The sequence below is a fragment of the Variovorax sp. 278MFTsu5.1 genome (genome assembly GCF_048305045.1).
Lineage (GTDB): Bacteria > Pseudomonadota > Gammaproteobacteria > Burkholderiales > Burkholderiaceae_C > Variovorax > Variovorax guangxiensis.
In genome coordinates, this window is the sequence record NZ_CP157622.1 from 6603326 (window position 1) to 6628413 (window position 25088).

General features: G+C 67.8%; 21 protein-coding genes. 11 read left to right on the plus strand and 10 right to left on the minus strand.

Features of this window, described 5'->3' with window-relative positions; all coding sequences use genetic code 11:
- Nucleotides 1-45 precede the first annotated feature (45 nt).
- The 4 genes from ABL844_RS30875 to yajC form a co-directional block, all read right to left on the minus strand.
- Complete coding sequence (locus ABL844_RS30875) at nucleotides 46-2466, minus strand: DUF1631 family protein (protein ID WP_418129984.1); 2421 nt, start codon at nucleotides 2464-2466, stop codon at nucleotides 46-48.
- Nucleotides 2467-2625: 159 nt separating this feature from the next.
- Complete coding sequence (secF, locus tag ABL844_RS30880) at nucleotides 2626-3579, minus strand: protein translocase subunit SecF (RefSeq protein ID WP_126021111.1); 954 nt, start codon at nucleotides 3577-3579, stop codon at nucleotides 2626-2628.
- Between the two features lie 24 nt (nucleotides 3580-3603).
- Nucleotides 3604-5487 (minus strand): protein translocase subunit SecD, encoded by a 1884-nt coding sequence (secD, locus tag ABL844_RS30885; RefSeq protein WP_418118433.1) that lies wholly within the window; start codon nucleotides 5485-5487, stop codon nucleotides 3604-3606.
- A 78-nt stretch (nucleotides 5488-5565) separates the two neighbouring features.
- A complete protein-coding gene (yajC, locus tag ABL844_RS30890) occupies nucleotides 5566-5895 on the minus strand; it encodes a preprotein translocase subunit YajC (RefSeq protein ID WP_093196024.1) in 330 nt (109 codons plus the stop codon).
- A 363-nt stretch (nucleotides 5896-6258) separates the two neighbouring features.
- On the opposite strand from yajC, the gene ABL844_RS30895 reads away from it, so the two are divergent.
- Nucleotides 6259-7347, plus strand: a complete 1089-nt coding sequence (locus ABL844_RS30895) for a PDDEXK nuclease domain-containing protein (protein ID WP_418129985.1) — start codon at nucleotides 6259-6261, stop codon at nucleotides 7345-7347.
- A gap of 22 nt (nucleotides 7348-7369) precedes the next feature.
- Here ABL844_RS30895 and ABL844_RS30900 read toward each other — a convergent pair whose 3' ends face one another.
- A complete protein-coding gene (locus tag ABL844_RS30900) occupies nucleotides 7370-10981 on the minus strand; it encodes an indolepyruvate ferredoxin oxidoreductase family protein (protein ID WP_418129986.1) in 3612 nt (1203 codons plus the stop codon).
- 175 nt (nucleotides 10982-11156) lie between these two features.
- Here ABL844_RS30900 and ABL844_RS30905 point away from each other — a divergent pair, with 175 nt between their 5' ends.
- A complete protein-coding gene (locus ABL844_RS30905) occupies nucleotides 11157-11654 on the plus strand; it encodes an Lrp/AsnC family transcriptional regulator (RefSeq protein WP_418129987.1) in 498 nt (165 codons plus the stop codon).
- Nucleotides 11655-11661: 7 nt separating this feature from the next.
- Here the strand turns inward: ABL844_RS30905 and ABL844_RS30910 are convergent, their stop codons facing one another.
- The 5 genes from ABL844_RS30910 to ABL844_RS30930 form a co-directional block, all read right to left on the minus strand.
- The gene (locus ABL844_RS30910; RefSeq protein WP_418129988.1) at nucleotides 11662-13353 is read right to left on the minus strand and encodes a M28 family metallopeptidase; all 1692 of its coding nucleotides are present in this window, start codon (nucleotides 13351-13353) and stop codon (nucleotides 11662-11664) included.
- 190 nt (nucleotides 13354-13543) lie between these two features.
- The gene (locus ABL844_RS30915; RefSeq protein WP_184639429.1) at nucleotides 13544-13903 is read right to left on the minus strand and encodes a hypothetical protein; all 360 of its coding nucleotides are present in this window, start codon (nucleotides 13901-13903) and stop codon (nucleotides 13544-13546) included.
- A gap of 106 nt (nucleotides 13904-14009) precedes the next feature.
- Nucleotides 14010-14393 carry a roadblock/LC7 domain-containing protein gene (locus ABL844_RS30920; protein WP_126021100.1) on the minus strand — a complete coding sequence of 128 codons (384 nt, stop codon included), beginning with the start codon at nucleotides 14391-14393 and terminating at the stop codon, nucleotides 14010-14012.
- Nucleotides 14390-14932, minus strand: coding sequence for a GTP-binding protein (locus tag ABL844_RS30925; protein ID WP_184639425.1), 543 nt, complete (start codon nucleotides 14930-14932; stop codon nucleotides 14390-14392). The genes ABL844_RS30920 and ABL844_RS30925 overlap by 4 nt, the downstream gene beginning before the upstream one ends.
- A 13-nt stretch (nucleotides 14933-14945) precedes the next feature.
- The gene (locus tag ABL844_RS30930) at nucleotides 14946-15596 is read right to left on the minus strand and encodes a hypothetical protein (protein WP_418129989.1); all 651 of its coding nucleotides are present in this window, start codon (nucleotides 15594-15596) and stop codon (nucleotides 14946-14948) included.
- A 281-nt stretch (nucleotides 15597-15877) separates the two neighbouring features.
- Between ABL844_RS30930 and ABL844_RS30935 the strand changes: the two genes are divergently transcribed.
- The 9 genes from ABL844_RS30935 (at nucleotide 15878) to ABL844_RS30975 (ending at nucleotide 25073) form a co-directional block, all read left to right on the plus strand.
- Complete coding sequence (locus ABL844_RS30935; RefSeq protein ID WP_418129990.1) at nucleotides 15878-16642, plus strand: basic amino acid ABC transporter substrate-binding protein; 765 nt, start codon at nucleotides 15878-15880, stop codon at nucleotides 16640-16642.
- A gap of 119 nt (nucleotides 16643-16761) precedes the next feature.
- On the plus strand, nucleotides 16762-17532 hold the full coding sequence (locus ABL844_RS30940; RefSeq protein WP_126021096.1) for an amino acid ABC transporter permease: 771 nt from the start codon (nucleotides 16762-16764) through the stop codon (nucleotides 17530-17532).
- Between the two features lie 29 nt (nucleotides 17533-17561).
- On the plus strand, nucleotides 17562-19187 hold the full coding sequence (locus ABL844_RS30945; protein ID WP_184639420.1) for an MFS transporter: 1626 nt from the start codon (nucleotides 17562-17564) through the stop codon (nucleotides 19185-19187).
- Between the two features lie 178 nt (nucleotides 19188-19365).
- Entirely contained in the window at nucleotides 19366-20187 is an 822-nt protein-coding gene (locus ABL844_RS30950; RefSeq protein WP_418129991.1) for a creatininase family protein, read from the plus strand.
- The gene (locus ABL844_RS30955; protein ID WP_418129992.1) at nucleotides 20184-20996 is read left to right on the plus strand and encodes an ABC transporter ATP-binding protein; all 813 of its coding nucleotides are present in this window, start codon (nucleotides 20184-20186) and stop codon (nucleotides 20994-20996) included. The genes ABL844_RS30950 and ABL844_RS30955 overlap by 4 nt, the downstream gene beginning before the upstream one ends.
- Nucleotides 20974-21864 carry an ABC transporter permease gene (locus ABL844_RS30960; protein WP_418123331.1) on the plus strand — a complete coding sequence of 297 codons (891 nt, stop codon included), beginning with the start codon at nucleotides 20974-20976 and terminating at the stop codon, nucleotides 21862-21864. The genes ABL844_RS30955 and ABL844_RS30960 overlap by 23 nt, the downstream gene beginning before the upstream one ends.
- Nucleotides 21854-23239, plus strand: coding sequence for an FAD-binding oxidoreductase (locus tag ABL844_RS30965; RefSeq protein WP_418129993.1), 1386 nt, complete (start codon nucleotides 21854-21856; stop codon nucleotides 23237-23239). The genes ABL844_RS30960 and ABL844_RS30965 overlap by 11 nt, the downstream gene beginning before the upstream one ends.
- 59 nt (nucleotides 23240-23298) lie before the next feature.
- The gene (locus ABL844_RS30970; RefSeq protein WP_126021091.1) at nucleotides 23299-24327 is read left to right on the plus strand and encodes an ABC transporter substrate-binding protein; all 1029 of its coding nucleotides are present in this window, start codon (nucleotides 23299-23301) and stop codon (nucleotides 24325-24327) included.
- Nucleotides 24328-24482: 155 nt separating this feature from the next.
- Entirely contained in the window at nucleotides 24483-25073 is a 591-nt protein-coding gene (locus tag ABL844_RS30975) for an NAD(P)H-dependent oxidoreductase (protein WP_184639409.1), read from the plus strand.
- The last annotated feature ends 15 nt before the right edge of the window (nucleotides 25074-25088 follow it).

Sequence of the window (25088 nt, forward strand, 5' to 3'; positions counted from 1 at the left end):
GCAGAGCCGGTTCCTCGGTGTTCCGCGAAAACAGCCGCGCAGCAGTTAGTTCAGAAGGCGCTCCGGATTTGCATCGAGCTTCGCCAGAGCTTCGCGCGTGGCGCGCACCGTGAGCGTTTCTTCTTCCGCCGGCACCAGCAGGCCGGCCTGCAGATAGGCCGCAAGACGCCCGGCCTGGATCAGGAAGCTGCGACCGTCGCCCGAAGCGAACAGGTGCAACTGCTTGCGGTCGCTGCGCCAGACGAACTGCACCTGGCTCACGCGGTCGTTGTGGTCGAGCATGAACCAGTTGCCCACCTGCAGCTCGTGCGCCCAGGCAATCATGTCCTCGGGCACCTTGGCGCCTGCGGTGTCGGGAATGACCTCGATGGACGCGGCATCCACGCCCAGCAGCAGTTCGATGCTGTGCGCGTCCAGCGGCAGGTCGGCGGTGCCGCCCACGTCGCTCACGAAGTCTTCCAGGTGCGCCAGCCGCTCGGCCATGGCCTCGATCTTGGCCTGCGGGATCGCCTCGGTCTTCGACATGAAAGCATCCGACAGCGTGGCGCCGATGGTCTTGATGTGCGCTTCCTGCGGCTCGTCGACGATGCCCAGCAGCGCCATGCCCTGGCGCAGGCGCTGCAGCAGCTGCGGCAGGTCCTGGATCACGCGGGCGCGGTCGGTGCGGTTGGGCTTGGCGCTCGCGGCCCACACCAGCTCGGAGGCCACTCGCTTGAGCATCACGGTCTGCTCGCCCTGCGCGCCGTAGCGCAGCGCGGCGATGGCCAGCACCTCGGCCCAGATCTTGAAGAGAAACTCCCGGATCTCGTCGCGCACCGGCATGTCGTTCAACATCTTGCGCAGCTCGATGGTGTACTGGATCGCCATCGTCTCCTTCTGCTCGACCTGCTGCGCCACGCTCATCACGCGCTGCGTGGTGTCGCTCTGCGTCAGGTAGCGGTTGAGGAAGGCGACGAATTCGTCGAACACCAGCTTGAACACGCGCTGGCCGGTCTCGGGGTACTGCTCGATGACCTGCACCACGCGGCGGATCTCGCCTTCGAGCGCACTGCCGGTGATGGCCGCGGCGTCGAAGCCCATCACGCACGAACCCATGCGGTCGATCAGCATGCGAGCGGGGTGCTGCAGGGTGCCGAAGAACTCGGGCTCGGCGATGGCCACGCGCAGCACCGGCATCTGCAGGCGCGCGAACCAAACGCGGGCCGAGAACGGAATGCGCTCCTCGGCGAGGATGGCCTGGAACATCAGCGCGACGATCTCGACGGTGGCCTTGTCGGCGGTGGTGGGCGCGCGCTTCTTGAGCTCGGCCGTGCGGCGGCGCAGGTCGACGGCCGTCTGCTGCATGACGGTGGCCTGCTCGCCGGCGCCTTCCATGTACTGGGTGGCGGCCATGCGGTAGGCGGCCTCGGCCTCGGCGATGGCGCCGGCGAAGGTCCTGGAGAAGGCGCGCGGCGCGGGGCTGATGCCGCCACCGCCGCCCTGCCCGCCCGACTGGCTGCCGGGGCTGGTGGTGCGGCCTTCCCCCGCGCCGGCCTGGAATGCGCCGCCGGCTGCGCCCGGGTCGCCGCCGATGCGGGCGGTCACGAAGCGCTTGAGGCTCAGCAGCGCGGTCTGCGCACGCTGGCGCGCGATCATCAGCGGCGAGCCGCCGGTGGTCGTGGTCGCAACGACACCCGGCACCGAGAGCTGTTGCGGCTGGCCTTCGAATCCGAAACCGGGCCGCTGCACCGCCTGGGGAGCGTGAGCCGCGGACATGCCGCCGTCCATGGGCACCGCGCCCGATCCGCCGCCGCCACCTCCGCCCGCGGCCCCGGCGTTGCCCGTGCGCCGCACGAAGCTCTTGAGGTCAATCTCGGGCATCACGCCGGCGGCGATCAGGTAGGCGTTGGCGCTCTGGTAGGCCTTGACGATCACGTCGACCAGGCCCTGCTGCACCGTGTCCTGCACGCGAGTCCAGAGGCCCCGGCTCAGGCCGGCCGCGAGCCATTGCTCGACCAGCAGCTTGGCCAGCGTCTCGGGCTTGAGCACGTCCTTGGAGTCGAGCTCGGTGGTGCCTTCGAGATGCTGGATGCGCAGGCGCAGGTCGCTGAGCTCGAAGCTGGCCTTGTCGTGGATGAGCTGCGCGAGGCGCGAGGAGAGGATGTTGCTTTCCACCACCTCGTCGCCGATCAGCTCCAGGCGCAGCGCCGAGGGCAGGGTGCCCGTGCCGCCGGAGCTGGCGGCCAGCGCCTTGCGCCAGCCGGCCTGGCTGAGGGTCACCCACTGGGTGGCCTGCCCCTGGAAGGCGACGAAGTCGTCGCGGTTGTCCTGCATGGAGCGGGCGGTGCCGGCCTCGGTGGATAGCGTGGTCAGCCGGTCCCGGATCGCGCGCGCCAGGGGGGCGATGGCGCCTTCCGTGGCCGAGACGAAACGCTCACGCGTCTCGCGTGCGAGCTGCAGGGAAGAAGCGGACCGCGCAATGCTCATTGAAAGGTCGGAAGGGCCAGGGTAGTCGATTCGTTGGCGACAACCGGAGCTTGCATCGGGACGGGCCGCCGCACAAGTGTGGAGATTGCCCGGCGTTGCATGCGAACCGCGGCGGTTGCCGCCGCGGTCGCCCTGGGTTGTCGAACCCTGGAGTATCCGTCAGACGACGGCGCCGGCGTTCGGGTCGTCCTCGGAGCCGCCGTCGCGCTTGGTCGGGCCGCCCTTGACCAGGTCCTCGCGCTTCACGCCGAGCCACATGGCGATGGCCGCCGCCACGAAGGCCGACGAGTAGATGCCGAAGCAGATGCCGATGGTCAGCGCCAGGGCGAAGTAGTGCAGCGTCGGGCCGCCGAAGAAGAACATCGACAGCACCACCAGCTGGGTGGAGCCGTGGGTGATGATGGTCCGGCTGATGGTCGAGGTGATCGCGTTGTCGATGATCTCGGTGGTCGACATCTTGCGGTAGCGGCGGAAGTTCTCGCGGATGCGGTCGAAGATCACGACCGACTCGTTCACCGAGTAGCCCAGCACCGCCAGCACCGCCGCCAGCACCGCCAGCGAGAACTCCCACTGGAAGAAGGCGAAGAAGCCCAGGATGATCACCACGTCGTGCAGGTTGGCCAGCACGGTAGCCAGCGCGAACTTCCACTCGAAGCGGAACGCCAGGTAGATCATGATGCCGACGACCACCATGCCCAGCGCCTTCAGGCCGTTGGTGGTGAGTTCGTCGCCGACCTGCGGGCCGACGAATTCGTTGCTGCGCAGCTCCACCGACGGGTCGGCCGCCTTCAGCGAGTCCATCACCTCGGCGCTCTGCTGGGCGGAGGTCACGCCCTTCTTCACCGGCAGGCGGATCTGCACCGACTTGCCGAAGCTCTGCACCTGCACTTCGGTGTAGCCCAGCTTGCCGACGATGTCGCGTACCTTGCCGACGTCGGCCGACTGGTTGTAGGCGACTTCCATCACCGTGCCGCCGGTGAACTCCACCGACAGGTGCAGCCCGCGGTGGAACAGGAAGAACACCGCCAGCGCGAACGTGACGACGGAGACGATGTTCAGCACCAGCGCGTGGCGCATGAACGGAATGGTCTTGTGGATGCGGAAGAATTCCATGGCTGTGCGTCCTTCTTCTGCCGCTTACTTGGTTTCGGCCGCGGCCGTGCCGTCGGTCGAGGGGCGCCACACCGTACCGATGGACACCGACTTGAGCTTCTTCTTCTGGCCGTACCAGAAGTTCACGAGGCCGCGCGAGAAGAACACGGCCGAGAACATCGAGGTGACGATGCCGATGCAGTGCACCACCGCGAAGCCGCGCACCGGGCCCGAGCCGAAGGCCAGCAGTGCGATACCCGCGATCAGCGTGGTCACGTTGGAGTCCAGGATGGTGCCCCAGGCGCGTTCGTAGCCCGCGTGGATCGCCGCCTGCGGCGACGCCCCGTTGCGCAGTTCCTCGCGCACGCGCTCATTGATCAGCACGTTGGAGTCGATCGCCACGCCGATGGCCAGCGCCATGGCCGCGATGCCCGGCAGCGTGAGCGTGGCCTGCAGGATCGAGAGGATGGCCACCAGCAGCAGCAGGTTGACGGCCAGCGCGATCGACGAGAACAGGCCGAACAGCGCGTAGTAGATGCACATGAACACCATGATCGCGGCGAAGCCGTACATCACGCTGTCGAAGCCCTTCTTGATGTTCTCTGCGCCCTGCGTCGGGCCGATGGTGCGTTCCTGGATGATTTCCATGGGCGCGGCCAGCGAGCCGGCGCGCAGCAGCAGCGCGAGGTCGTTGGCCTCGGCCACGCTCATCGAGCCCGAGACCTGGAAGCGGTTGCCCAGTTCGCCGTTGATCGAGGGAGCCGTGAGCACTTCGCCCTTGCCCTTCTCGAAGATCAGCATGGCCATGCGCTTCTTGTAGTTCTCGCGGCTGACGTCACGCATGATGGTGCCGCCCTTGGAGTCCATGGTCAGGTCGACCTTGGGCTGGTTGCTCTGCTGGTCGAAGCCGGGCTGCGCGTCGGTGAGGTTCTCGCCGGTGACCAGCACCTGCTTCTTCACGATCACGGGGCGACCCGAGCGGTCGAGGAACTTCTCGGAGCCGAAGGGCACCGGGCCGCCGCTCAGTTCGGCGGCGCGGCCTTCGGCGCTTTCGTCCACCAGGCGCATCTCGAGCGTGGCGGTGCGGCCGATGATGCGCTTGGCCTGGGCCGGATCCTGCATGCCGGGCAGCTGCACGACGATGCGGTCGATGCCCTGCTGCTGGATCACGGGTTCGGCCACGCCGAGTTCGTTGATCCGGTTGTGCAGCGTGGTCACGTTCTGCTTGAGCGCCGCGTCCTGGAAGCGGCGGGCGGCCTCGGGCTTGATGCTTGCCACGATGCGCCATTCGCTGCCCTGCTGTGTCTCGACGGTGCTGAGGTCGGGCATCTGGTCCTGGATCAGGCGCCGGGCGATCTCGACGCTGTCGGCGTCGCGCAGCGTGATCTCCACGCTCTGGCCGTTGCGGTTCACGGCGCTGCCGCGCACCTTCTTCTCGCGCAGGCCCATGCGGATGTCGCCGGCGAAGGACTCGGCCTTCTTGTCGAGCACGCCGCGCATGTCGACCTGCAGCAGGAAGTCGACGCCGCCGCGCAGGTCGAGGCCCAGGTACATCGGAAAGGCGTGCAGCGCTGTCAGCCACGAGGGCGAGCGCGACACGAGGTTGAGCGCCACCGTGTATGAAGCGTCGTCGGCGTCGGGCACCAGCGCCTGCTGGAGCGTGTCGCGCGCCTTGATCTGGTCGTCGGTGGTCGCGAAGCGGGCGCGCACCGCGGTGGGTTCGAGGGTCAGCAGGTCGGGCGTGAGGCCCGCCGTCTTGAGCAGCCCCTCCACCTTGGCCTGGGTCGACGCGTCGATCTTGACGGTCGACTTGGCTGCCGACACCTGCACCGCAGGCGCCTCACCGAAGAAATTGGGGAGGGCGTAGATGAGCCCCACGAGCAGCACGACCACGATGATCGCGTACTTCCAGACCGGGTAACGGTTCATGAGAAAGCGCTTTTTCTGAAACGGAACACGGCGTGAATTGGGGCCCCGCGCCCGAAGGCGCAAGGTCAGCTCACGCCTTTATTTGACGGTGCCCTTGGGCAGGACCTGCACCACGGCGCTGCGCTGGATCTTGATCTCGACGCCGTTGGCGATCTCGAGGCCCAGGTACTGGTCGTTCAGCGAGGTGATCTTGCCGAGCAGGCCGCCGGCGGTGGCGACTTCGTCGCCCTTGGCCAGCGCCTCGATCATGGCGCGGGCTTCCTTCTGGCGCTTCATCTGGGGCCGGATCATGACGAAGTACAGCACCACGAACATCAGCACCAGCGGCAGCATGCTGCCGAGCGAGGACATCATGTCGCCGCCGCCTGCAGCGGGCGCGGTCTGGGCGAAAGCAGAGGAAATGAACAAGAGAGTCTCCAGCAGAGGGAAGAGAAAGAAAACGTGTGGGAGCGCGGGCCACGCCCGCGGTTCCTTGGGGTTCGCGGCCACGCGGGATGCGGGTGCGCCAAGTCAAAGCGCGGCGGGGCCTGGCCGCGCACAGCACCGGGCATTGTATTCGGCGCGGATGGCCGCCCGGAGCGCTTATCCGGCGCGGCGGGGAGGGCTTTCAGCAAGCTTCCGGGCACCGCATTTGCTACACATTTGATAGCAACCTCAAGGGGCGTTCCCGACTTTTGACTTTTTTGCGGACTTCGCCCATTGCGCGAGGAAGCTTGGGTCCACGGCCGCCGGAGAATTCCCGCCGCACCACCCGAAAAGCAAGGAGCCTTCATGAGCAAGCGCAACAGCTTGACGACAGCCAGCGCCACACCGGCGCTTCACAAGGAGCCACGCGCCCTCCTCGCGGACCTGCGGCAATTGATCGAGCAGGCCCGGCAGGCGGCCGTCGCCTCCGTGAACGCGGGGATGACGCTCATGTACTGGCGCATCGGCCAGCGCATTCGCACCGAAGTGCTGGGAGGCCGGCGCGCCGGCTACGGAGAAGAAATTGTCGCAACGCTGTCACGACAATTGGCGAGCGACTACGGCCGCGGCTTCGAAGAGAAAAACCTCCGGCGCATGGTGCAGTTCGCCGAGGTGTTCCCGTCCGAGCAAATTGTCGTACCGCTGGTGCGACATTTGAGCTGGACGCACTTTCTGGCCCTGCTGCCGGTCAAGGACCCGCTCGCGCGGGACTTCTATGCACAGATGTGCCAGTTGGAAGGCTGGAGCGTTCGTACGCTGCGTGAGCGCATCGGCTCGCTGCTCTACGAACGCACCGCGGTCTCGCGCCAGCCCGACGTGCTGATCCGCCAGGAACTCGACGAGCTTCAGCGCCAGAACTCCACCGAGCCGGCACTGCTGCTGAAAGATCCTTATGTGCTCGACTTCCTGGGCCTGCAGGACCGCCACCTGGAGAAGGATCTCGAGGACGCCATCCTGCGCGAGTTGGAAAGCTTTCTGCTCGAGCTCGGGGCGGGCTTCAGCTTCGTCGCCCGGCAACGGCGCATCCAGCTCGACAACGACGATTTCTACATCGACCTGCTCTTCTACAACCGCAAGCTGCGCCGGCTGGTGGCGATCGAGTTGAAGCTGGGCGAATTCCGCGCCGAGTACAAGGGGCAGATGGAGCTCTACCTGCGCTGGCTGGCCCGTCACGACCAGGAGCCGGGCGACGCGCCTCCGCTCGGCATCATTCTTTGCACAGGCAAGAAGCAGGAACAGATCGAACTGCTCGAGCTGGACAAGTCAGGCATCCACGTGGCGGAATACCTCACCGTCCTGCCGCCTCGCGAAGTGTTCGAACAGAAGATCCACGGCGCCCTGGTGGCCGCACGCGCCCGGCTGGACGGCCGGCTCGCCGACAACCAGTCCGACTGAGCCGGCCTCCTGCGATCCTGGCTCAGGCCGCCGCGCGCTGCCCCTGCGGGTTGCGCCACTTGGCCATCAGCTCGCTCCAGCGGGCGCGGGCGGCCGCGAGGTTGCGTTCCTTCACGTGGCCGTAGCCGCGGATCTGCTCCGGCAGGCTCGCGATCTCCAGCGCCAGCGCGTGGTTGTCGGCACGCAGGGCGCCGATGACTTCCTCGATGGCGGCGCGGTATTCGCCGATCAGTGCGCGCTCGGTCTTGCGCTCTTCCGTGCGGCCGAAGATGTCGAGCCCCGTGCCGCGCAGGCCCTTGAGCCTGGCCAGCAGCCTGAAGCCCGTCAGCATCCAGGGGCCGAACTTCTGCTTCTGCAGCTGCCCCTTGGAGTTCTTCTTCGCGATGATCGGCGGCGCCAGGTGGTAGTTGAGCTTGTAGTCGCCTTCGAACATGCCCTCGATGCGATCGAGGAAAGTGCGGTCGGTATGCAGGCGGGCGACTTCGTACTCGTCCTTGTACGCCATCAGCTTGAACAGATAGCGCGCCACCGCCTCGGTCAGCGCGGTGCTCTTGCCCACGGCCGACTCGGCCTGGCGCACCTTGCCCACGAAGCGCTTGTATTCGTCGGCATAGGCGGCGTTCTGGTAGCCGGTGAGGAACTCCGCGCGGCGCTCGACGATGCTCTCCACCGACTCGCGCTTCTTGAACTCGATGACCTGCCCCGGGCGCACGCGCTTGACCAGCTCCTCCGGCCGCACGGCTGCCTGGCGGCCCCATTCGAAAGCCGCCTTGTTGTTCTCGACGGCCACGGCGTTCAGCTCGATGGCGCGCATCAGCGACTCGTGCGCCAGCGGGATCCAGCCCTTCTGCCAGGCGTAGCCCAGGATCATCGGGTTGACGTAGATGGTGTCGCCCATCAGCGCGGTCGCGGTGGCATCGGCGTCGAAGCTGCCTACGCCGTCCACGCCCACGGCACGCGCGATCTCGGCGGCGCAGGCTTCCTCGGGGTTCTTCCAGTTGGCATTGCGCACGAAGGCGGCCGTCGGAGAACTGTGGCTGTTGAGCGCGACGTGCGTGCGCCCTTCGCGCATGCGCGCCATGGTCTCGGCGTTCACCGTGACCAGCGGGTCGCAGGCCAGGATCAGGTCGGCCGCCGCCGTACCCACGCGGGTGGTGCGGATGTCGTCCTGCGTGTCGCCGATGAGCACGTGGCTCCATGTGGCGCCGCCCTTCTGCGCGAGGCCGGCGGCATCTTGCGTGACGATGCCCTTGGCTTCGATGTGCGCCGCCATGCCCAGCAGCTGGCCGATGGTGATGACGCCGGTGCCGCCCACGCCCGCCACCACCACGCCCCAGACCCTGCCGCCGGCCAGCGACGGAATCGAGGGTTCGGGCAGCAGGCCGAACTCGGCCGGCGTGGCCGCCTTGTTCTTGCCCTTCTTCTTCAGCTGGCCGCCCTCGACGGTCACGAAGCTCGGGCAGAAGCCCTTGAGGCAGCTCATGTCCTTGTTGCAGCTGCTCTGGTTGATGGTGCGCTTGCGGCCGAACTCGGTCTCCAGCGGCTCCACGCTCAGGCAGTTGCTCTGCACGCTGCAGTCGCCGCAGCCTTCGCAGACCAGTTCGTTGATGACCACGCGCTTGGCCGGATCGACCGCCGTGCCGCGCTTGCGGCGGCGGCGCTTCTCGGTGGCGCAGGTCTGGTCGTAGATGATGGCCGTGGTGCCGGGGATGGCGCGGAACTCGCGCTGCACGTCGTCGAGCAGGTCGCGGTGCTTCACCTGCACGTGGTCGCCGGGGATGTTCACGCCCTCGTACTTCTCGGGCTCGTCGGTGACGATCACGACCTTCTTCGCGCCCTCGGCATGCAGGCTCTCGGCGATCTGCAGCACCGAGTGCCCTTCGGGCCGCTCGCCGACCTGCTGGCCGCCGGTCATGGCGACCGCGTCGTTGTAGAGGATCTTGTAGGTGATGTTCACGCCCGCCGCGATGCTCTGGCGGATGGCCAGCAGGCCGCTGTGGAAGTAGGTGCCGTCGCCCAGGTTCGCGAAGATGTGCTGGTCGGTGGTGAAGGGCTGCTGGCCCACCCACGGCACGCCCTCGCCGCCCATCTGCGTGAAGCCGATGGTGGAGCGGTCCATCCAGGTCGCCATGAAGTGGCAGCCGATGCCGCCCATCGCACGCGAGCCCTCGGGCACCACGGTGCTGGTGTTGTGCGGGCAGCCCGAGCAGAACCACGGCTGGCGCGTGGCGTCGGCCACGCCGGTGGAGGCCTGCTGCAGCGCCATCGAGCGCTCCTTGGCTTCCAGGATGGCGAGCTGCGCGTCGATGCGCGCGGCCATGTCGGCGCCGGCCGCGGCCAGGAGGCCGGTCTTCTTCAGGCGCGAGGCGATGGCCTTGGCGATGAGCGCCGGGTTCAGGTCGGCGTTGGCGCGCAGCAGCGTGTGCGAGGTCGGGTTGGGCATCGACCATTCGCCGCCCGAGTAGCCCTCGGCCGCATGCACCTCGCCCTCGTCGAACTTGCCGACCACGTTGGGCCGCACGTCGGGGCGCCAGTTGTAGAGCTCTTCCTTGAGCTGGTATTCGATGACCTGGCGCTTCTCTTCCACCACCAGGATCTCCTGCAGGCCGGTGGCGAACTGGCGCGTGAGCTGCGCCTCCAGCGGCCACACCACGCCCACCTTGTGCAGGCGGATGCCGAGCTGGCGGCAGGCCGCGTCGTCCAGGCCCAGGTCGATGAGCGCCTGGCGGGTGTCGTTGTAGGCCTTGCCGCTGGCCATGATGCCGAAGCGGTCGTTGGGGCCCTCGATCACGTTGTGGTTGAGCCGGTTGGCGCGGATGTAGGCCAGCGCGGCGTACCACTTGTAGTGCATGAGCCGGGCTTCCTGCTCCAGCGCGTGGTCGGGCCAGCGGATGTGCAGGCCGCCGGGCGGCATCTCGAAGTCGGTGGGAATGACGATCTCGACGCGGTCGGGGTCGATCATCGCCGTGGCGCTCGACTCGACGATCTCCTGGATCGTCTTCATGCCCGACCACACGCCCGCGAAGCGGCTCATGGCGAAGGCGTGGATGCCCAGGTCCAGGATTTCCTGCACGTTCGCCGGGAAGAACACCGGCGTGCCGCAGGCCTTGAAGATGTGGTCGCTCTGGTGCGCGGCGGTGGAGCTCTTGGAGATGTGGTCGTCGCCCGCCACCGCGATCACGCCGCCGTACTCGGTGGTGCCGGCCATGTTGGCGTGCTTGAAGACGTCGGAGCAGCGGTCCACGCCCGGGCCCTTGCCGTACCAGATGCCGAAGACGCCGTCGAACTTGTTGGTGCCCTGCGGGGAGAAGCCCAGCTGCTGGGTGCCCCAGAGCGCGGTGGCCGCGAGCTCTTCATTGACGCCGGGCTGGAAGACAATGTTCTGCTCTTTGAGGAACTTGCTGGCTTTCCACAGCGCCTGGTCATAGCCGCCGAGCGGGGAGCCGCGGTAGCCGCTGATGAAGCCGGCGGTGTTCTTGCCGGCCTGCTGGTCGCGCAGCCGCTGCAGCATGGGCAGCTTCACCAGGGCCTGCACGCCGCTCATGAATGCGCGGCCGTAGTCGAGGGAGTACTTGTCGTCGAGCGTGACGGTTTCTAGGGCCTTGCGAATGTGCGCGGGTAGCGGTGCATTCATGTCGTCTGTCTCCGTTTGGCAGGGCCTCGTGGGCCTGGCTGTTTCTGGGTCTGTGCCCGGGTAGGGCACGAGCCCATGATCACGCAAAGTGTATGCCGGGGTCCGCGACAGGTGTTTGCGTTCTGTGCCCGGAAAAACGAGCTTCCAGAAAGAATCTTGCTTAACATCGGCATCCATGGAAAGCATCGACAAGTTCGACCTTGCAATCCTGCAAGAACTGCAGGCCAACGGACGCCTTACCAACGCCGAGCTTGCGCAGCGCGTGGGCCTGTCGGCCGCGCCCTGCTGGCGCCGGGTGCGCGCGCTCGAGGAAGCGGGCTTCATCAAGGGCTACCACGCCGAGATCGATCGCCACAAGATCGGCCTGGGCGTGCTCGCCTTCGTGCGGGTCGACACGGAGCGCGTCACCCACGAGGCCACGCGCCGCCTGGAGGACGCGATCCGCAAGCTGCCCGACGTGATCGCCTGCCACTACATCAGCGGCACCGGCACCTTCGAGCTGCAGGTGGTGGCGCAGGACCTCGACAGCTTCTCGGCCTTCGCGCGCCAGCACCTGATGAACCTGCCGAACGTGAAGGACCTGCACACCAGCTTCTCGCTGGGCGAGGTGAAGGCCAGCAGCGCGCTGCCGCTGGCGCACCTGGGCGCGACAAGTCGGGCGCGCGCGACCTGATACAGGATCAGCGCCGCTCGGCCCTGCTCGCCTCGCGCACCGCGCGGAATTCCGAAGACTGCCCCCACTCCGGCCAGCGCCGGCTGTTGGCCAGCGTTTCGCCCACGCGGTAGAGCAGCGGCAGGTCGTGCGCCATGCCGGTGAAGGACCAATCGGCGCGCCATTCGTCGGCCGGCTGGTGGTAGCGCTCGGCGTTGTAGGCCTTGCTGGCCACCTCGCCGGCAGCGAGGCCGCCGTCCACCAGGTCGTTGCCCGAGGCGAACGAAAGTGCCGGCACGCCGCGCTTGGCAAAGGAGAAGTGGTCGGAGCGGAAGAAGTAGCCGGCCTCTGGATGCGGATCGGGTGCGTAAGCCAGGCCGAAGCCGCGCGCCTGCTCGACCAGCAGATCCTGCAGCTGCGAGACCGCGCTGCCCGAGGTGCTGAAGTTGCGCGCCGGGCCTTCGGGGCTGAGCGCGTCCATGTTGATGACGGCCACCGACTTCGCCAGCGGGTACAGCGGCTTCGCGCCATAGAACTCCGAGCCGAGCAGGCCGCGCTCCTCCGCCGTCACCGCGAGGAACACGACCGAACGCTCGGGCCTGTGGCGCGCGCTCGCGAAGGCGCGGCCCATCTCGATGAGCGCGGCCAGGCCGGTGCCGTTGTCGACGGCGCCGTTGTAGATGCGGTCGCCCTTCGCATCGGGCGCGCCCACGCCGAGGTGGTCCCAGTGGGCGCTGTAGATCACCGTCTCGTCCGGTCGCTTGCGGCCTTCGATGCGGCCGACCACGTTCTTCGAGACGATCACCTGCCGGTCGATCGCGTACTCCGCCGACAGGCTCGCGCCCTTCAGCAGCTGCGGCTGGAACTCGCGCGTCTGCGCGAGCTTCTTCTGCGCCTCGAAGTCCAGGCCCGCGCGGCGCAGCAGCTCGACCGCCACGTCGCGCTGTATCCAGCCCTCCAGCTTCGGATGCACCGACGCGGGCTGTTCGCGCTCGATGTCGAGCATGGTCGCGGTGTTGGAATTCCTGACCGTGGCCCAGCCGTAGGAGGCCGGCGCGGTCTCGTGGACGATCAGCACACCCAGCGCGCCGCGGCGCGCGGCCTCCTCGAACTTGTAGGTCCAGCGGCCGTAGTAGGTCATGGCCTTGCCGCCGAAGTCGCCGCTGCCGCTTCCACTCGCTTCGAAGTCGGGGTCGTTCACCAGCACCACCGCGATCTTGCCCTTCAGGTCGACGCCCTTGTAGTCGTCCCAGCGCCGCTCGGGCGCGCTCACGCCGTAGCCTACGAAGACCAGCGGCGCCTGCTGGATCGACACCGCGGTCGAGCCGTCGAGCGCCGCGCGCACCGCGATCTGCTCGCCCTGCGCCAGCGCGTCGCGCTGCGCGCCCACCTGCAGCGTGATCTGCGGCGTGCCGCGGAACTCGGTCTTCACCAGCGGCACCGACTGCGTCCAGCCGCGCCGGCCGCCTTCGAGATCGCCACCGGGCGCGAGGCCGGCGGCCTTGAACTGCGCGACGAGGTAGTCGAGCGTCTTCGCTTCCGCCGGCGTGGCGGGCGCGCGGCCCTCGAAATCGTCGCCCGAGACCGTCTTCACGATCTGCGAGAGGCGCTGCGGATCGAAGGGCCGCGTTGCGGGATCGGCCGCCAGCGCGACCGCGGCGCCCGACGCAAGGCCGATGCCGCAGAGAAGATGGGAAGCAAGCCGCTGGATCGTCGTCATGCAAGGCTCCTGAACCGCAAAGCCCCGGATGCTAGCCAGCGGGCCGCGCCCCTTCGCCGATGTCCTTCGTCCTGCGCCGAGAACCTTGGTTGTCCCGGCGCCGCGCGACAAGCCGGGTGGAATGAAAAAGGCCGGCTCCGTGACGAAGCCGGCCTGGCGCTGCGCCCGTGGCCGGGCGAACAGTGCCTGCTCAGAAGCTCATTTCCTTCTCGACGTCCTGCAGCTTGCGGCGGGCCAGCGCCAGGTTCGACTTGGCCTTGTCCAGCACGAAGTAGATGAACACGCCTTCCTTCTGCGCCATCGGGCGCAGAAGGTGGTACTGCTTGCCGAGGGTGATCAGGATGTCCTCGATGCTGTCGTTCAGGCCGAGCGCGCGCATCGTCTTGAGCTTGGCGCGCACCACCTCGGTGTTGCCGGCGGCCGCCACTTCGAGGTCGACGCCGGTGCCGATGGCGCCCAGCATCATGCCGCTGCCGGAATCGACCACCGCGGCGCAAAGGGCGCCGTCGGCGGTCAGGAGGTTTTCAAGGCTGTTCTGGATCGAGGCCATTTCAATGATTTCCTGTGGTTCGGTTCGATTCATGCGACTGAGGGATGAAGCGGGGGCGTCGCATGCAACCCGTCCCCGCCCGATGTTTTTTCTTTCTGCAGGCTGCTCAGGGTGCCTCGAGCAGCCGCACGCAGGCGGCGCTCCGGTACATCACCTGCGCCAGCACCGCATTGGCGTCGGCGATGACGTTCACCACCAGTTCGGTCTCGCCGTTGCGCACCGGGCTGACGAGCGCGAAGCCCTTGTCGGTGGCCACCGTGATGCAGGTGCAGCGGCCCAGCCGCGCCTCCTGCGACACGACGGCGCCGATGGCGGAGATGGAGCTGGCCATCGCGGCGATGCGCGCGGGCTCGAAGTGGCGCTGGCTGGCGCTGGCGATCTCGAAGCCGTCGGGCGTGGCGATCACCACGGAGGCGATGCCGTTCACGTCTTCCAGCACGCGCAGCACCTCGGCCGCGGCGCGCAGCTTGATCTCGTGGGGAATCCTCATGGCGCGATCTCTTCGTCGAGCGCCTCGATCTGCATCAGCAGCGTCTCGATCAGCGCGACCACGTCGTCCCTGTTGCGCGGATCGGTCGCCATCACCGGCAGCACCAGGCCACGCCCCGCCAGGGCGCGCGCGTAGTCGTCGAGCGTGGGAAAGGGGTGGCTGGGCAGCCGGCTCACGCCGATCGCGCAGGGCATCTGCTGGAGCGCGCCCGCGAAGCCGTCGAGGTAGGCAGCGAGGTCGGCGAGCGGGTCGGGCCGGCTGTTGTCGATGAGGATGGCGAAGCCCAGCGCGTCGCGCACCAGGATCTTCCACATGAAGTCGAAGCGGGCCTGCCCCGGCGTGCCGTACAGGCGCAGGCGGTCGCCGTTGTCCAGCGTGACCTGGCCGAAGTCGAGCCCGACGGTGGTGGTGGCCTTGGCGATCGAGGCGTCGGCATTGGCGACCTCGGTGCTGACCGGCGGTGTTTCGCTGATGGCGGCGATGGCCGTGGTCTTGCCCACGCCCATCGGGCCCGTGAAGACGAGCTTGTAGTCCCTCATGGCAGCGCTCCGCTCAGGCCAGCCCGAGGCGCTGCCGGATGCGCGAGAGCAGGCCCTGCTTGCGCCGCGCGGCCTCGCCGCCGGCGTGCGCACGGGACGCGGAAGATGCGGAAGGCGCTGGCGCCTGCTCGGCCCAGGCCAGTGCGCCTTCGCCGTCGAGCAGGCCGAGAAATGTGCTGCACACCTCGACATCGACACGGCCGAGCACGCTGAGGCTCTCCGCAGATTGCATGCTCCTGGCAAGCGCGGCGGCGAGCCGCACGAAGGCCGGATGGCGCCGCAGCGTCGCCTGCGAGGGCCAGCGCACCAGCGAGGCACGCATGCCGGGTGTGCGCACCGCGGCACGCGCGGCTTCGGCGGGCGCGTTGCCCGGAGCGACTTCGTTGAGCAGTTCCACCAGTTCCTCGGCGTAGATGGGCCGTGCGAGCGCGCGGCTCGCGCTCCTGGCGGTGGTATCGCCGCGGGTCACCATGGGCACGACGAAGCGCGCCCTGAGCGCCTGCCATTCGGAAGCGGGGAAATCGCCGTCCATCAGCAGCAGGTCGCACGAGCGCGATTCGCTGACGGTCCAGCGCGAGCGGAGATTGGAGCTGAGGCGCACGATGATTCTCAGGAGCTCGACCTCAACCTGAGGGAGCCCCATGACGCCCAGTACGAGAGACATACCTTCTTCTTCCCTGATTACTTGTTTTCAAAGCTTCGCCATTGTTGGTGTTGTTAACTATTGGCGTATTCAAAAACGGGCCGTTGCCCGAAATTGGGGCATGCATCGAGAAGAAATCCACAGCATTTGTTACCGGCGAAGGCTTCAGCGCCACACCCATGCAGGGCGGAACGCGGCGGGGGGCCCCGCGGCCGGGGGCCTAAAATCCCGCACCTTTGCCCTTTTGGACGGCCATGGCCGCCCAAAGCCTCCCCAAAGCCTCATTTCCCCGGAGATACCCCATGAACCGCATCCGGCGCGCCCTGTCGCTCGTTCTTCTTTCCGCCAGCGCGGCCTTCTCGCTGGGCGCCCAGGCCCAGAACCGCGAGCTGATCGTGGCCTCCAGCGCCACCTACGCGCCCTTCGCCTTCGAGAACAAGGACAAGCAGATCGTCGGCTTCGACATCGACATCATCAACGCCATCGCCAAGCAGCAGGGCCTGAAGATCAAGATCGTCAACACGCCCTTCACCGGCATCTTCGGCGCGCTGAACAACGGCGACGTCGACCTCGTGATCTCCGGCGTGACCATCAACGAGAAGCGCAAGCAGAGCTACGACTTCACGCCGCCGTACTTCGCGGCCCGCCAGCTGATCGCGCTGCCGAAGAACAGCAAGGTCGCCTCGCTGAAGGACCTGGCCGGCAAGAAGATCGCCGTGGTCAGCGCCTCCACGGCCGACGACATCGCCTCGCGCGAGTTCGGCAAGACCAGCCCCGACATCCGCCGCTTCGAGAGCACGCCGCTCATCATTTCCGAGCTGGCCAGCGGCGGCGTCGATGCCGCCATGGGCGACAACGGTGTGATCGCCTACCGCGTGGCGCAGAACCCCGACCTGAAGACGCTGGACGACAAGTCCTTTCCCGAAGAGGGCTTCGGCATCGTCGTGAAGAAGGGCGACAAGGCGCTGCTCGACAAGCTCACGGCCGGCCTCGCCGCCATTCGCGCCGACGGCAGCTACGTGACGATCTACAAGAAGTGGTTCAACAAGGACCCGAACGTCCGATGAACCCCCACGGCATAGGCCAGGAATACCGCGGAACCGGCTCCGCCGGGCCGCTGGTATTGCCCCCGGTAGGGGGTGGGAGAAGCGACACGAAGTGCGCGCAGCCTGGGGGGGAGCAATAGATGGAACAACCAGTGCTGCTTTTTGGATGGTTCCGATGGGACATCCTCGTGGAATACAAGGACCTGTTCTGGCAGGGCGCATGGATGACGCTGCGCATGACGGTGGTCTGCGTGCTGCTGGGCGCGAGCTGGGGGCTGTGCCTCGCGCTCGCGCGGCTGGCGCACCCGCGCCATGCGCCGTGGACCTGGGTGGCGCGCTTCTTCCTGCGCTGGCCCGCCACGGTATACGTGAGCTTCTTCCGGGGCACGCCGCTGTTCGTGCAGATCCTGCTGATCCACTTCGCGGTGATGCCGGTGTTCATCCACCCGACCTCGGGCATCCTGATCGACGGCGAGCTCGCGCGCACGCTCAAGCAGGAGCACGGCGCCCTCATCTCGGGCGTGGTGGCGCTCACGCTCAACTCGGCCGCCTACATCTCCGAAGTGTTCCGCGCTGGCATCCAGTCGATCTCGCGCGGCCAGTTCGACGCGGGCCGTTCGCTGGGCTTCTCGCCCGCGCAGGTGATGCGCTACGTGGTGCTGCCGCAGGCCTTCCGCCGCATGCTGCCGCCGCTGGGCAACAACGCGATCGCGCTGCTGAAAGATACGTCGCTGGTCTCCGCCATCGGCCTGGCCGAACTGGCGTATGCCGCGCGCACCGTGGCCGGCGCCTATGCGCGCTACTGGGAGCCGTACCTCGCGATCTCCGTCATCTACTGGGTGATGACGCTGATCCTCACCACCCTGCTGCGCCGCCTCGAGCACCGCCTGGCCCGCAGCGACAGGGGCTGACGGCGGCGGCCGCGCCAAAATAGCGCCACATGCCGCCCATATCCCCCGAAGAGACGCCCATCCCGCCCGCGAGGCCGCAGCCGACGAAGTTCGCGGCCCTCGTGCCCCTGAAGCTCCCCGTGTTCCGCATGCTGTGGAGCACCTGGCTCGTCGCGAACATCTGCATGTGGATGAACGACGTGGCGGCAGCGTGGATGATGACCACGCTCACGTCCTCGCCCATCTGGGTGGCGCTGGTGCAGTCGGCCTCCACGCTGCCGGTGTTCCTGCTGGGCCTGCCCAGCGGCGCGCTGGCAGACATCCTCGACCGCAGGCGCTGGCTGGTCGCCACGCAGTTCTGGCTGGCCGGCACCGCCATCGTGCTGTGCGCCGCGCTGGCGCTCGACCTGATGACCGCGCCGCTGCTGCTGGCGCTGACTTTCGCCAACGGCATCGGGCTGGCGCTGCGCTGGCCGGTGTTCGCGGCCATCGTGCCCGAGCTGGTGCCGCGCACGCAGCTGCCGGCCGCGCTGGGGCTGAACGGCATCGCGATGAACGCTTCGCGCATCGTGGGCCCGCTCACCGCCGGCATGCTGATCGCGAGCGCGGGCAGCATCTGGGTGTTCGCGCTGAACGCGGTGCTGTCTGTGGCCTCGGGCTTCGTGGTGCTGCGCTGGCGGCGCGAGCACACGCCCAACCCACTTGGCCGCGAGAAGCTCGTCAGCGCGATGCGCGTGGGCGTGCAGTTCGTGCGGCAGTCGCAGCGCATGCGCGCGGTGCTCACGCGCATCTCGATCTTCTTCTTCCACTCGACCGCGCTGCTGGCGCTGCTGCCGCTGCTGGCGCGCAACCTGCAGGGCGGCGGCGCGGGCACCTTCACGCTGCTGCTGGCGGCCATGGGCGCGGGCGCGATCGTCGCGGTGCTGTTCTTGCCGCGGCTGCGCCAGGCGATGGGACGCGACCAGCTGGTGCTGCGCGGCACGCTGCTGCAGTCGGGCGCCACGGCGGTGATGGCCTTCGCGCCCAACGCGTGGGTCGCGGTGCCGGCGATGTTCTTCGGCGGCATGGCGTGGATCACGGTGGCCAACTCGCTGTCGGTATCGGCCCAGCTCGCGCTGCCCGACTGGGTGCGCGCGCGCGGCATGTCGATGTACCAGATGGCGATCATGGGCGCGAGCGCGATCGGCGCGGCCATCTGGGGGCAGGTGGCCACCGTCAGCTCGCTGGTCGCGAGCCTGTGCGTGGCGGCCGCGAGCGGCACGCTGCTGATGCTCGCGGCGCTGCGCTGGGTGACCGACCTGAGCGGCGAGGACGACACCAGCCCCGCGCAGGCCGGCTGGGCCGTCGGTCCGCCCGCGGAAGCGCCCGAGGAAAGCGGCCGCGTGGTGATCACCGTCGAGTACCTGATCGATCCGGCGCGCGCCGCCGCCTTCCACCTCGTGATGCAGCAGACGCGCCGCGCGCGCCTGAGCCAGGGCGCCATCGGCTGGGAGCTGCTGCACGACATCGCGCAGCCCGAGCGCTACGTGGAGCAGATCGTCGACGAGTCGTGGACCGACCACCTGCGCCGCTTCAACCGTGCGACGGCCAGCGACATGGCGCTGCGCGAACGCAGGCTCGCCTTCCACATCGGCGAGTCGGGGCCGGTCGTCACGCGCTACATCGTGCGGCGCTGAGCCGGCACTGCGGGGTGGGCGGGGCCGTGCGGACGGCTATTTCATACCATATGGGCAAATTTGATGGCACGACGCTTGCATGGCGAAATTTGCCGGGTATCCACCGATAGCCCTCCTTTTTTGACCGTATGGATAATTTAAGCCACCGCCACGCCCGGCGGCACGAGGTAAACCCACGATGAATCCGCCGCCCCTGCGCAGCCGCTTCTGGTCCGACCTGACCAGCGAAGAGTTCTCCCGCCTCGACCGCGAACGGCTCATCGCCGTGCTGCCGGTGGGCGCCACCGAGCAGCACGGCCCGCATCTGCCGATGTCGACCGACACCGCCACCATCGACGGCATGGTGCGCGCCACGCTGCCGCACCTGCCCGCCGACCTGCCGGTGCTGTTCCTGCCCACCGTGCCCTACGGCAAGAGCAACGAGCACTCGCGCTACCCCGGCACGCTCACCGTGTCGGCGAACACGCTGATCTCGATGTGGAAGGACATCGGCGCCTGTGTCGCGAAGGCGGGCGTGCGCAAGCTGGTGCTCTACAACAGCCACGGCGGCCAGATGAGCGTGATGGACATCGTCGCGCGCGACCTGCGCGAGGAGCACGACATGATGGTCGTGGCCGCCAACTGGTACACGCTGGGCCTGCCCGAGGGCCTGTTCACGGCGCATGAAGGCAGGCACGGCATCCACGCCGGCGACCTCGAAAGCTCGGTGATGCTGCACCTCACGCCCGACTACGTGCGCAAGGACCAGTTCCGCAACTTCAGCTCCATGACTGAGCAGCTGGCCGAGGAGAACAAGTTCCTCTCGATCACGCCCAGCGGCAAGCTCGGCTGGCAGATGCACGACATCAACCCCGCGGGCGCCGCCGGCGACGCCACGCGCGCCACTGCAGAGAAGGGCGCCGCCGTGCTCGACCACGTGGGCCGCCGCTTCGTCGAGCTGCTGCAGGAGGTCGACCGCTTCCCGCTCTCGCGCCTGGCCAACCAGCCCGCCTGGAAATGAGCGCCGACGCCACCACCGCCGCCGGCACGCCGCTGGTCGGCCTGCGCAACGTCAGCAAGCGTTTCGCCAACGGCACGCTCGCGCTGCAGGGCATGTCGCTGGACATCGGCGAGCACGACTTCATCAGCTTCCTCGGCCCCTCGGGCTGCGGCAAGAGCACGGCGCTGCGCCTCATCGCGGGGCTCACGCGCCTGAGCTCGGGCGACATGCACTGGAGCGGTGCCGCCGCCGGCACCAAGAACGGCAAGACCGACCGCGACCTGGGCTTCGTGTTCCAGGAGCCCACGCTCATGCCCTGGGCCAAGGTGTTCGACAACGTCTGGCTGCCGCTGAAGCTGGCCGGCACCAGCCGAGACGCCGCCGCGCCGGTGGTGAAGCAGGCGCTGGAGATGGTCGGCCTCTCGCGCTTCGCCGACGTGTATCCGCGCGAACTTTCGGGCGGCATGAAGATGCGCGTGTCGATCGCGCGCGCGCTGGTCACGCACCCGCGTCTCTTGCTGATGGACGAGCCCTTCGCCGCGCTCGACGAGATGACGCGCATCAAGCTCAACAACGACCTGCTGGCCATCTGGCGCGAGCACCGCTTCTCGGTGGTGTTCGTCACGCACAGCGTGTACGAGTCGGTGTACCTGTCGAACCGTATCGTGGTGATGGCGGCGCGGCCCGGCCGCGTGATCGACGAGATCTGCATCGACGAGCCCTATCCGCGCGGCGAAGACTTCCGCACATCCAGCCGTTACAACGCGCACTGCACCGCCGTGTCGCAATCCCTGCATGGAGCCCTGCATGGCGTCGACATCGATCACTGAGCCCGCCGTCGCCGTGCCCGCTTCCGAAGCGGACGCCGCGCCTTCCGAGGCCGCGCTGCGCGCGCACGAGGACCGGCTGCGCCGGCGCGAGTCGATGCTGCGCATCGTGGTTCCCGCGGCCATCGTCGCGCTGCTGCTGCTGGCGTGGGAATGGACGGTTCGCGCCAACAACATCCCGCACTACATCCTGCCTGCGCCCTCGCTCATCATCCGCACGCTGTTCGACAACTGGGAGTCGCTCTCCAGCGCGCTGTGGTTCACCGTCAAGCTCACGCTGCTGGCGCTGCTCGCGGCCATCGTGGGCGGCGTGCTGCTGGCCATTGCCTTCGCGCTCTTCAAGTGGGTGGAGATCGGCCTGTTCCCCATCGCGGTGATCCTGCAGGTGACGCCGATCATTGCGATCGCGCCGCTGATCCTGATCTACGTGTCGAGCACCACGGCCGCGCTGCTGCTGTGCGCATGGATCGTGGCCTTCTTCCCGATTTTGTCGAACACGGTCATCGGCCTGAAGAGCGCCGACAGCAACCTGCGCGACCTGTTCCAACTCTACAAGGCCTCCCCCTGGCAGACCTTCCGCTACCTGCTCGCTCCCAGCGCGCTGCCCTACTTCATGGCGGGCCTGAAGATCGCGGGCGGGCTGAGCCTGATCGGCGCGGTGGTGGCCGAGTTCACCGCCGGCACGGCGGGCAAGGAAACGGGGCTGGCCTCGCGCATCCTCGAATCGAGCTTCCGCACCGAGATCCCGATGATGTTCGCGGCGCTGCTGCTGGTGTCCCTGCTGGGCATCGTGATCTTCATCGTGTTCGCGGCACTGTCCAGGCTGGTGCTCGGCCACTGGCACGAAAGCGAGATGCGCCGTGAACGTTAGGACGCCCACCCCTGCGCCGGCAGTCGACTGGGACGCCGTGCGCGCGGACCTGCGCGGCCTCAACGTGATCACCGCGCCGGGCCAGCGCAAGCAGCTGTCGAAGGACTTCTACTGGTACAGCCCCATCCTCACCGCGCAGCTCGCGGGCTGCGTGGCCGATCTGGTGGTGAAGGTCGGCACCGAGGACGACGTGCGCCAGGCCGCGGCCGTGGCCGCGAAGTGGAAGCTGCCGCTCACCGTGCGCGCGGGCGGCACCGGCAACTACGGCCAGTGCGTGCCGCTGGAAGGCGGCATCGTGCTCGACGTGACGCAGATGTGCCGCGTGCTCGACATCCAGCCCGGCAGCATCCGCGTGGAGGCCGGCGCCCGCATGCACGACATCGACCTCGCCGCGCGCGAGACCGGGCAGGCGCTGCGCATGTGGCCCTCGACCTGGCATGTGGCCTCCATCGGCGGCTTCATCGCGGGCGGCTTCGGCGGCATCGGCTCGTTCCGCCACGGCATCCTGCGCGACCCCGGCAACCTGCTGCGCGCGCGCGTGATGACGGTGGAGCGCGAGCCGCGCGTCATCGAGCTGAACGGCGACGAGATCCAGCAGGTGCACCATGCCTACGGCACCAACGGCGTGATCCTCGACGTGGAAGTGGCGCTGAGCCCGGCCGTCGACTGGGTGCACTGCACGGTGCTCTTCGACACCTACCGCGGCGCGCTCGACTTCGGCATCGCCGCGCAGGCGCCCTCGCTCGACATCTTCCTGCTCTCGACGGTGGAGGCGCGCTTCTCGCCGTACTACACCGCCATGCGCGACCGCTTCCCGGCCGACCGGCACGCGGTGTTCGCGATGGTCTCGCCCGAGTCGATGGCCGACTTCCGCGCGCTCGCCGCGGCGCAGGGCGGCACCATCTCGGTGGCCGGCACCGAGGCCGAGTTGCTCGCCGAAGGACTGCCGCCGGCCTACGAGTGCGCCTTCAACCACACCACGCTGCAGGCGCTGAAGGCCGACCGCGGCTGGACCTATCTGCAGGTGGCTTACGCCCAGCCCTTCGATCCGTCGGTGGTCGAGCGGCACCTGGAGATCTTCGGCGACGACGTGCTGCAGCACCAGGACTTCGCGCGCGCCAACGGCGAGTGCGGCACCTTCGGCATCCTGCTGGTGCGCTGGAAGGGCGAGGCGCACCAGTACGAGGTGATCCGCGAGATCGAGTCGCAGGGCGGCTGCGTGATCTTCAACCCGCACGTCGTCACCATCGAGGACGGCGGCATGAAGACCATCGACACGCAGCAGATCGAGTTCAAGAAGCGCAGCGACCCCATGGGCCTGATGAACCCCGGAAAAACACGCGGATGGCGTGCCGACATGGCCGTCGGGCGCTGAAAAGCCTTAGTCTCCGCATCCCGTACTTTTCAACGAAACCTCCACAGGAGCACGTTCCCATGCGCATTCCCGCCTTCGCTCTCCGTCCGCTCGTTCTCGGCCTCGCCCTCGCGGGCGCCGCCTTCGCCGCGCAGGCCCAGGAAAAAGTGGTGTTCGCCACCAACTGGAAGGCGCAGGCCGGCCACGGCGGCTTCTACCAGGCGCTGGTGGACGGCACCTACAAGAAGTACGGCCTCGACGTCGACATCCAGCAGGGCGGCCCGATGGTCAACAACCGGCCGATGCTGCCGGCCGGCAAGGTCGACTTTTTGATGACCGGCAACCTGCTGCAGTCCTTCGACAACGTGAAGAACGGCGTGCCCACCGTGGTGGTTGCGGCCTTCTTCCAGAAAGACCCGCAGGCCATGTTCGCGCACCCCGGCCAGGGCTTCGACACCTTCAAGGACATGACCAAGGCGCCGGTGGCCTTCATCGGCAAGGACGGCCAGTTCAGCTTCTGGCAGTGGATGAAGTCGGAGCACGGCTTCAAGGACTCGCAGCTCAAGCCCTACACCTTCAACGTGGGTCCCTTCCTGGCCGACAAGAAGTCGATCCAGCAGGGCTATGCCATCTCCGAGCCGCTGTCGATCAAGGCACAGGCCGGCTTCGACCCGGTGGTGCAGCTGCTGGCCGACAACGGCTTCTCGACCTACTCGACCACCATCGAGACGCGCGCCGACCTGGTGAAGACCAAGCCCGAGACGGTGCGCAAGTTCATCGAGGCATCGATCATCGGCTGGAACAACTACCTCTACGGCGACAACAAGGCCGCCAACGAGATGATCGCCAGGATCAACCCCGACTCGCCCGTGGCCTCCTCGCAGGGCTCCATCGAGCTGATGAAGAAGATGGGCATCGTCGACAGCGGCGAGTCGCTCACCAAGGGCATCGGCGCGATGGATGAGGCCCGCGTGAAGGACTTCTACGACAAGATGGTCAAGGCCGGCCTGTACAAGCCCGGCGAGGTCGACCTGTCGAAGGTGGTCACCACGCAGTTCGTGAACAAGGGCGTCGGCATCGACGTGCGCAAGAAGCTCACGGGCAAGTAGGCACACCGGTTTTTCCCGCGGGTCGCGCGGGGCTTGCGCCGGGGTCAGATGCCGGCGCCTGGGTTGCCATAAGGCACCGCGCGGCCTTTCACCCCCTGGGCTCTGACCCCGTCTCGCCGGCGGCCAACAACCGCCGGGCGAACCGGCCCTCAACCATGAAAACGCTCGTCGTCCATTGCCATCCGAACCCTGACAGCTTCAACCACGCGCTCTACCGCACCGCCCTCGAGGCCCTCTCGCCGCGACATCCCGTCAAGGCCATCGACCTGTACGCCGAGGGCTTCGACCCCACGCTGACATGCGAAGAGCGCATCGCCTACCTCGACAACCCCGACCTGATCCGCGAGCGTGTGAAACCCCACGTCGAAGCGCTGCTGTGGGCCGAGCACCTGGTGTTCGTGTTTCCCACCTGGTTCCACGGGCCGCCGTCGATGCTCAAGGGCTGGCTGGAACGGGTGTGGCTGCCGGGCGTGGCATTCCTGCCCGCGCAACGCAAGGGACAGCTCGCGAAGTCGGGCATGCGGCACATCAGGCGGCTCACGGTGGTGACCACCGGCGGCTCGCCGCGCTGGTTCGTGATGGTCATCGGCGACCCGGGCAGGCGGCTCTTCACGCGGGCGCTGCGCGCGCTGTTCGCATGGCGCTGCAAGGTGACGTGGCTGCAGTTGCACGACATGAACGCCGTCACCGCGAGCGACCGCACCCATTTCATCGAACGCGTCTCGCGCAAGCTGGGCAGCATCTAGCGCAAGAGCCACCGA

Bases quoted from the DNA above. Each gene is read 5' to 3' on its own strand.
- ABL844_RS30920 (WP_126021100.1), bottom strand. From the start codon at position 14,393: ATGAGGATTCCCCACGAGATCAAGCTGCGCGCCGCGGCCGAGGTGCTG.
- ABL844_RS30950 (WP_418129991.1), top strand. From the start codon at position 19,366: ATGAATCCGCCGCCCCTGCGCAGCCGCTTCTGGTCCGACCTGACCAGC.
- ABL844_RS30910 (WP_418129988.1), bottom strand. From the start codon at position 13,353: ATGACGACGATCCAGCGGCTTGCTTCCCATCTTCTCTGCGGCATCGGC.
- secD (WP_418118433.1), bottom strand. From the start codon at position 5,487: ATGAACCGTTACCCGGTCTGGAAGTACGCGATCATCGTGGTCGTGCTG.
- ABL844_RS30970 (WP_126021091.1), top strand. From the start codon at position 23,299: ATGCGCATTCCCGCCTTCGCTCTCCGTCCGCTCGTTCTCGGCCTCGCC.
- ABL844_RS30900 (WP_418129986.1), bottom strand. From the start codon at position 10,981: ATGAATGCACCGCTACCCGCGCACATTCGCAAGGCCCTAGAAACCGTC.
- ABL844_RS30905 (WP_418129987.1), top strand. From the start codon at position 11,157: ATGGAAAGCATCGACAAGTTCGACCTTGCAATCCTGCAAGAACTGCAG.
- secF (WP_126021111.1), bottom strand. From the start codon at position 3,579: ATGGAATTCTTCCGCATCCACAAGACCATTCCGTTCATGCGCCACGCG.
- ABL844_RS30935 (WP_418129990.1), top strand. From the start codon at position 15,878: ATGAACCGCATCCGGCGCGCCCTGTCGCTCGTTCTTCTTTCCGCCAGC.
- ABL844_RS30940 (WP_126021096.1), top strand. From the start codon at position 16,762: ATGGAACAACCAGTGCTGCTTTTTGGATGGTTCCGATGGGACATCCTC.
- ABL844_RS30945 (WP_184639420.1), top strand. From the start codon at position 17,562: ATGCCGCCCATATCCCCCGAAGAGACGCCCATCCCGCCCGCGAGGCCG.
- ABL844_RS30895 (WP_418129985.1), top strand. From the start codon at position 6,259: ATGAGCAAGCGCAACAGCTTGACGACAGCCAGCGCCACACCGGCGCTT.
- ABL844_RS30930 (WP_418129989.1), bottom strand. From the start codon at position 15,596: ATGTCTCTCGTACTGGGCGTCATGGGGCTCCCTCAGGTTGAGGTCGAG.
- ABL844_RS30915 (WP_184639429.1), bottom strand. From the start codon at position 13,903: ATGGCCTCGATCCAGAACAGCCTTGAAAACCTCCTGACCGCCGACGGC.
- ABL844_RS30875 (WP_418129984.1), bottom strand. From the start codon at position 2,466: ATGAGCATTGCGCGGTCCGCTTCTTCCCTGCAGCTCGCACGCGAGACG.
- ABL844_RS30955 (WP_418129992.1), top strand. From the start codon at position 20,184: ATGAGCGCCGACGCCACCACCGCCGCCGGCACGCCGCTGGTCGGCCTG.
- ABL844_RS30975 (WP_184639409.1), top strand. From the start codon at position 24,483: ATGAAAACGCTCGTCGTCCATTGCCATCCGAACCCTGACAGCTTCAAC.
- ABL844_RS30925 (WP_184639425.1), bottom strand. From the start codon at position 14,932: ATGAGGGACTACAAGCTCGTCTTCACGGGCCCGATGGGCGTGGGCAAG.
- ABL844_RS30960 (WP_418123331.1), top strand. From the start codon at position 20,974: ATGGCGTCGACATCGATCACTGAGCCCGCCGTCGCCGTGCCCGCTTCC.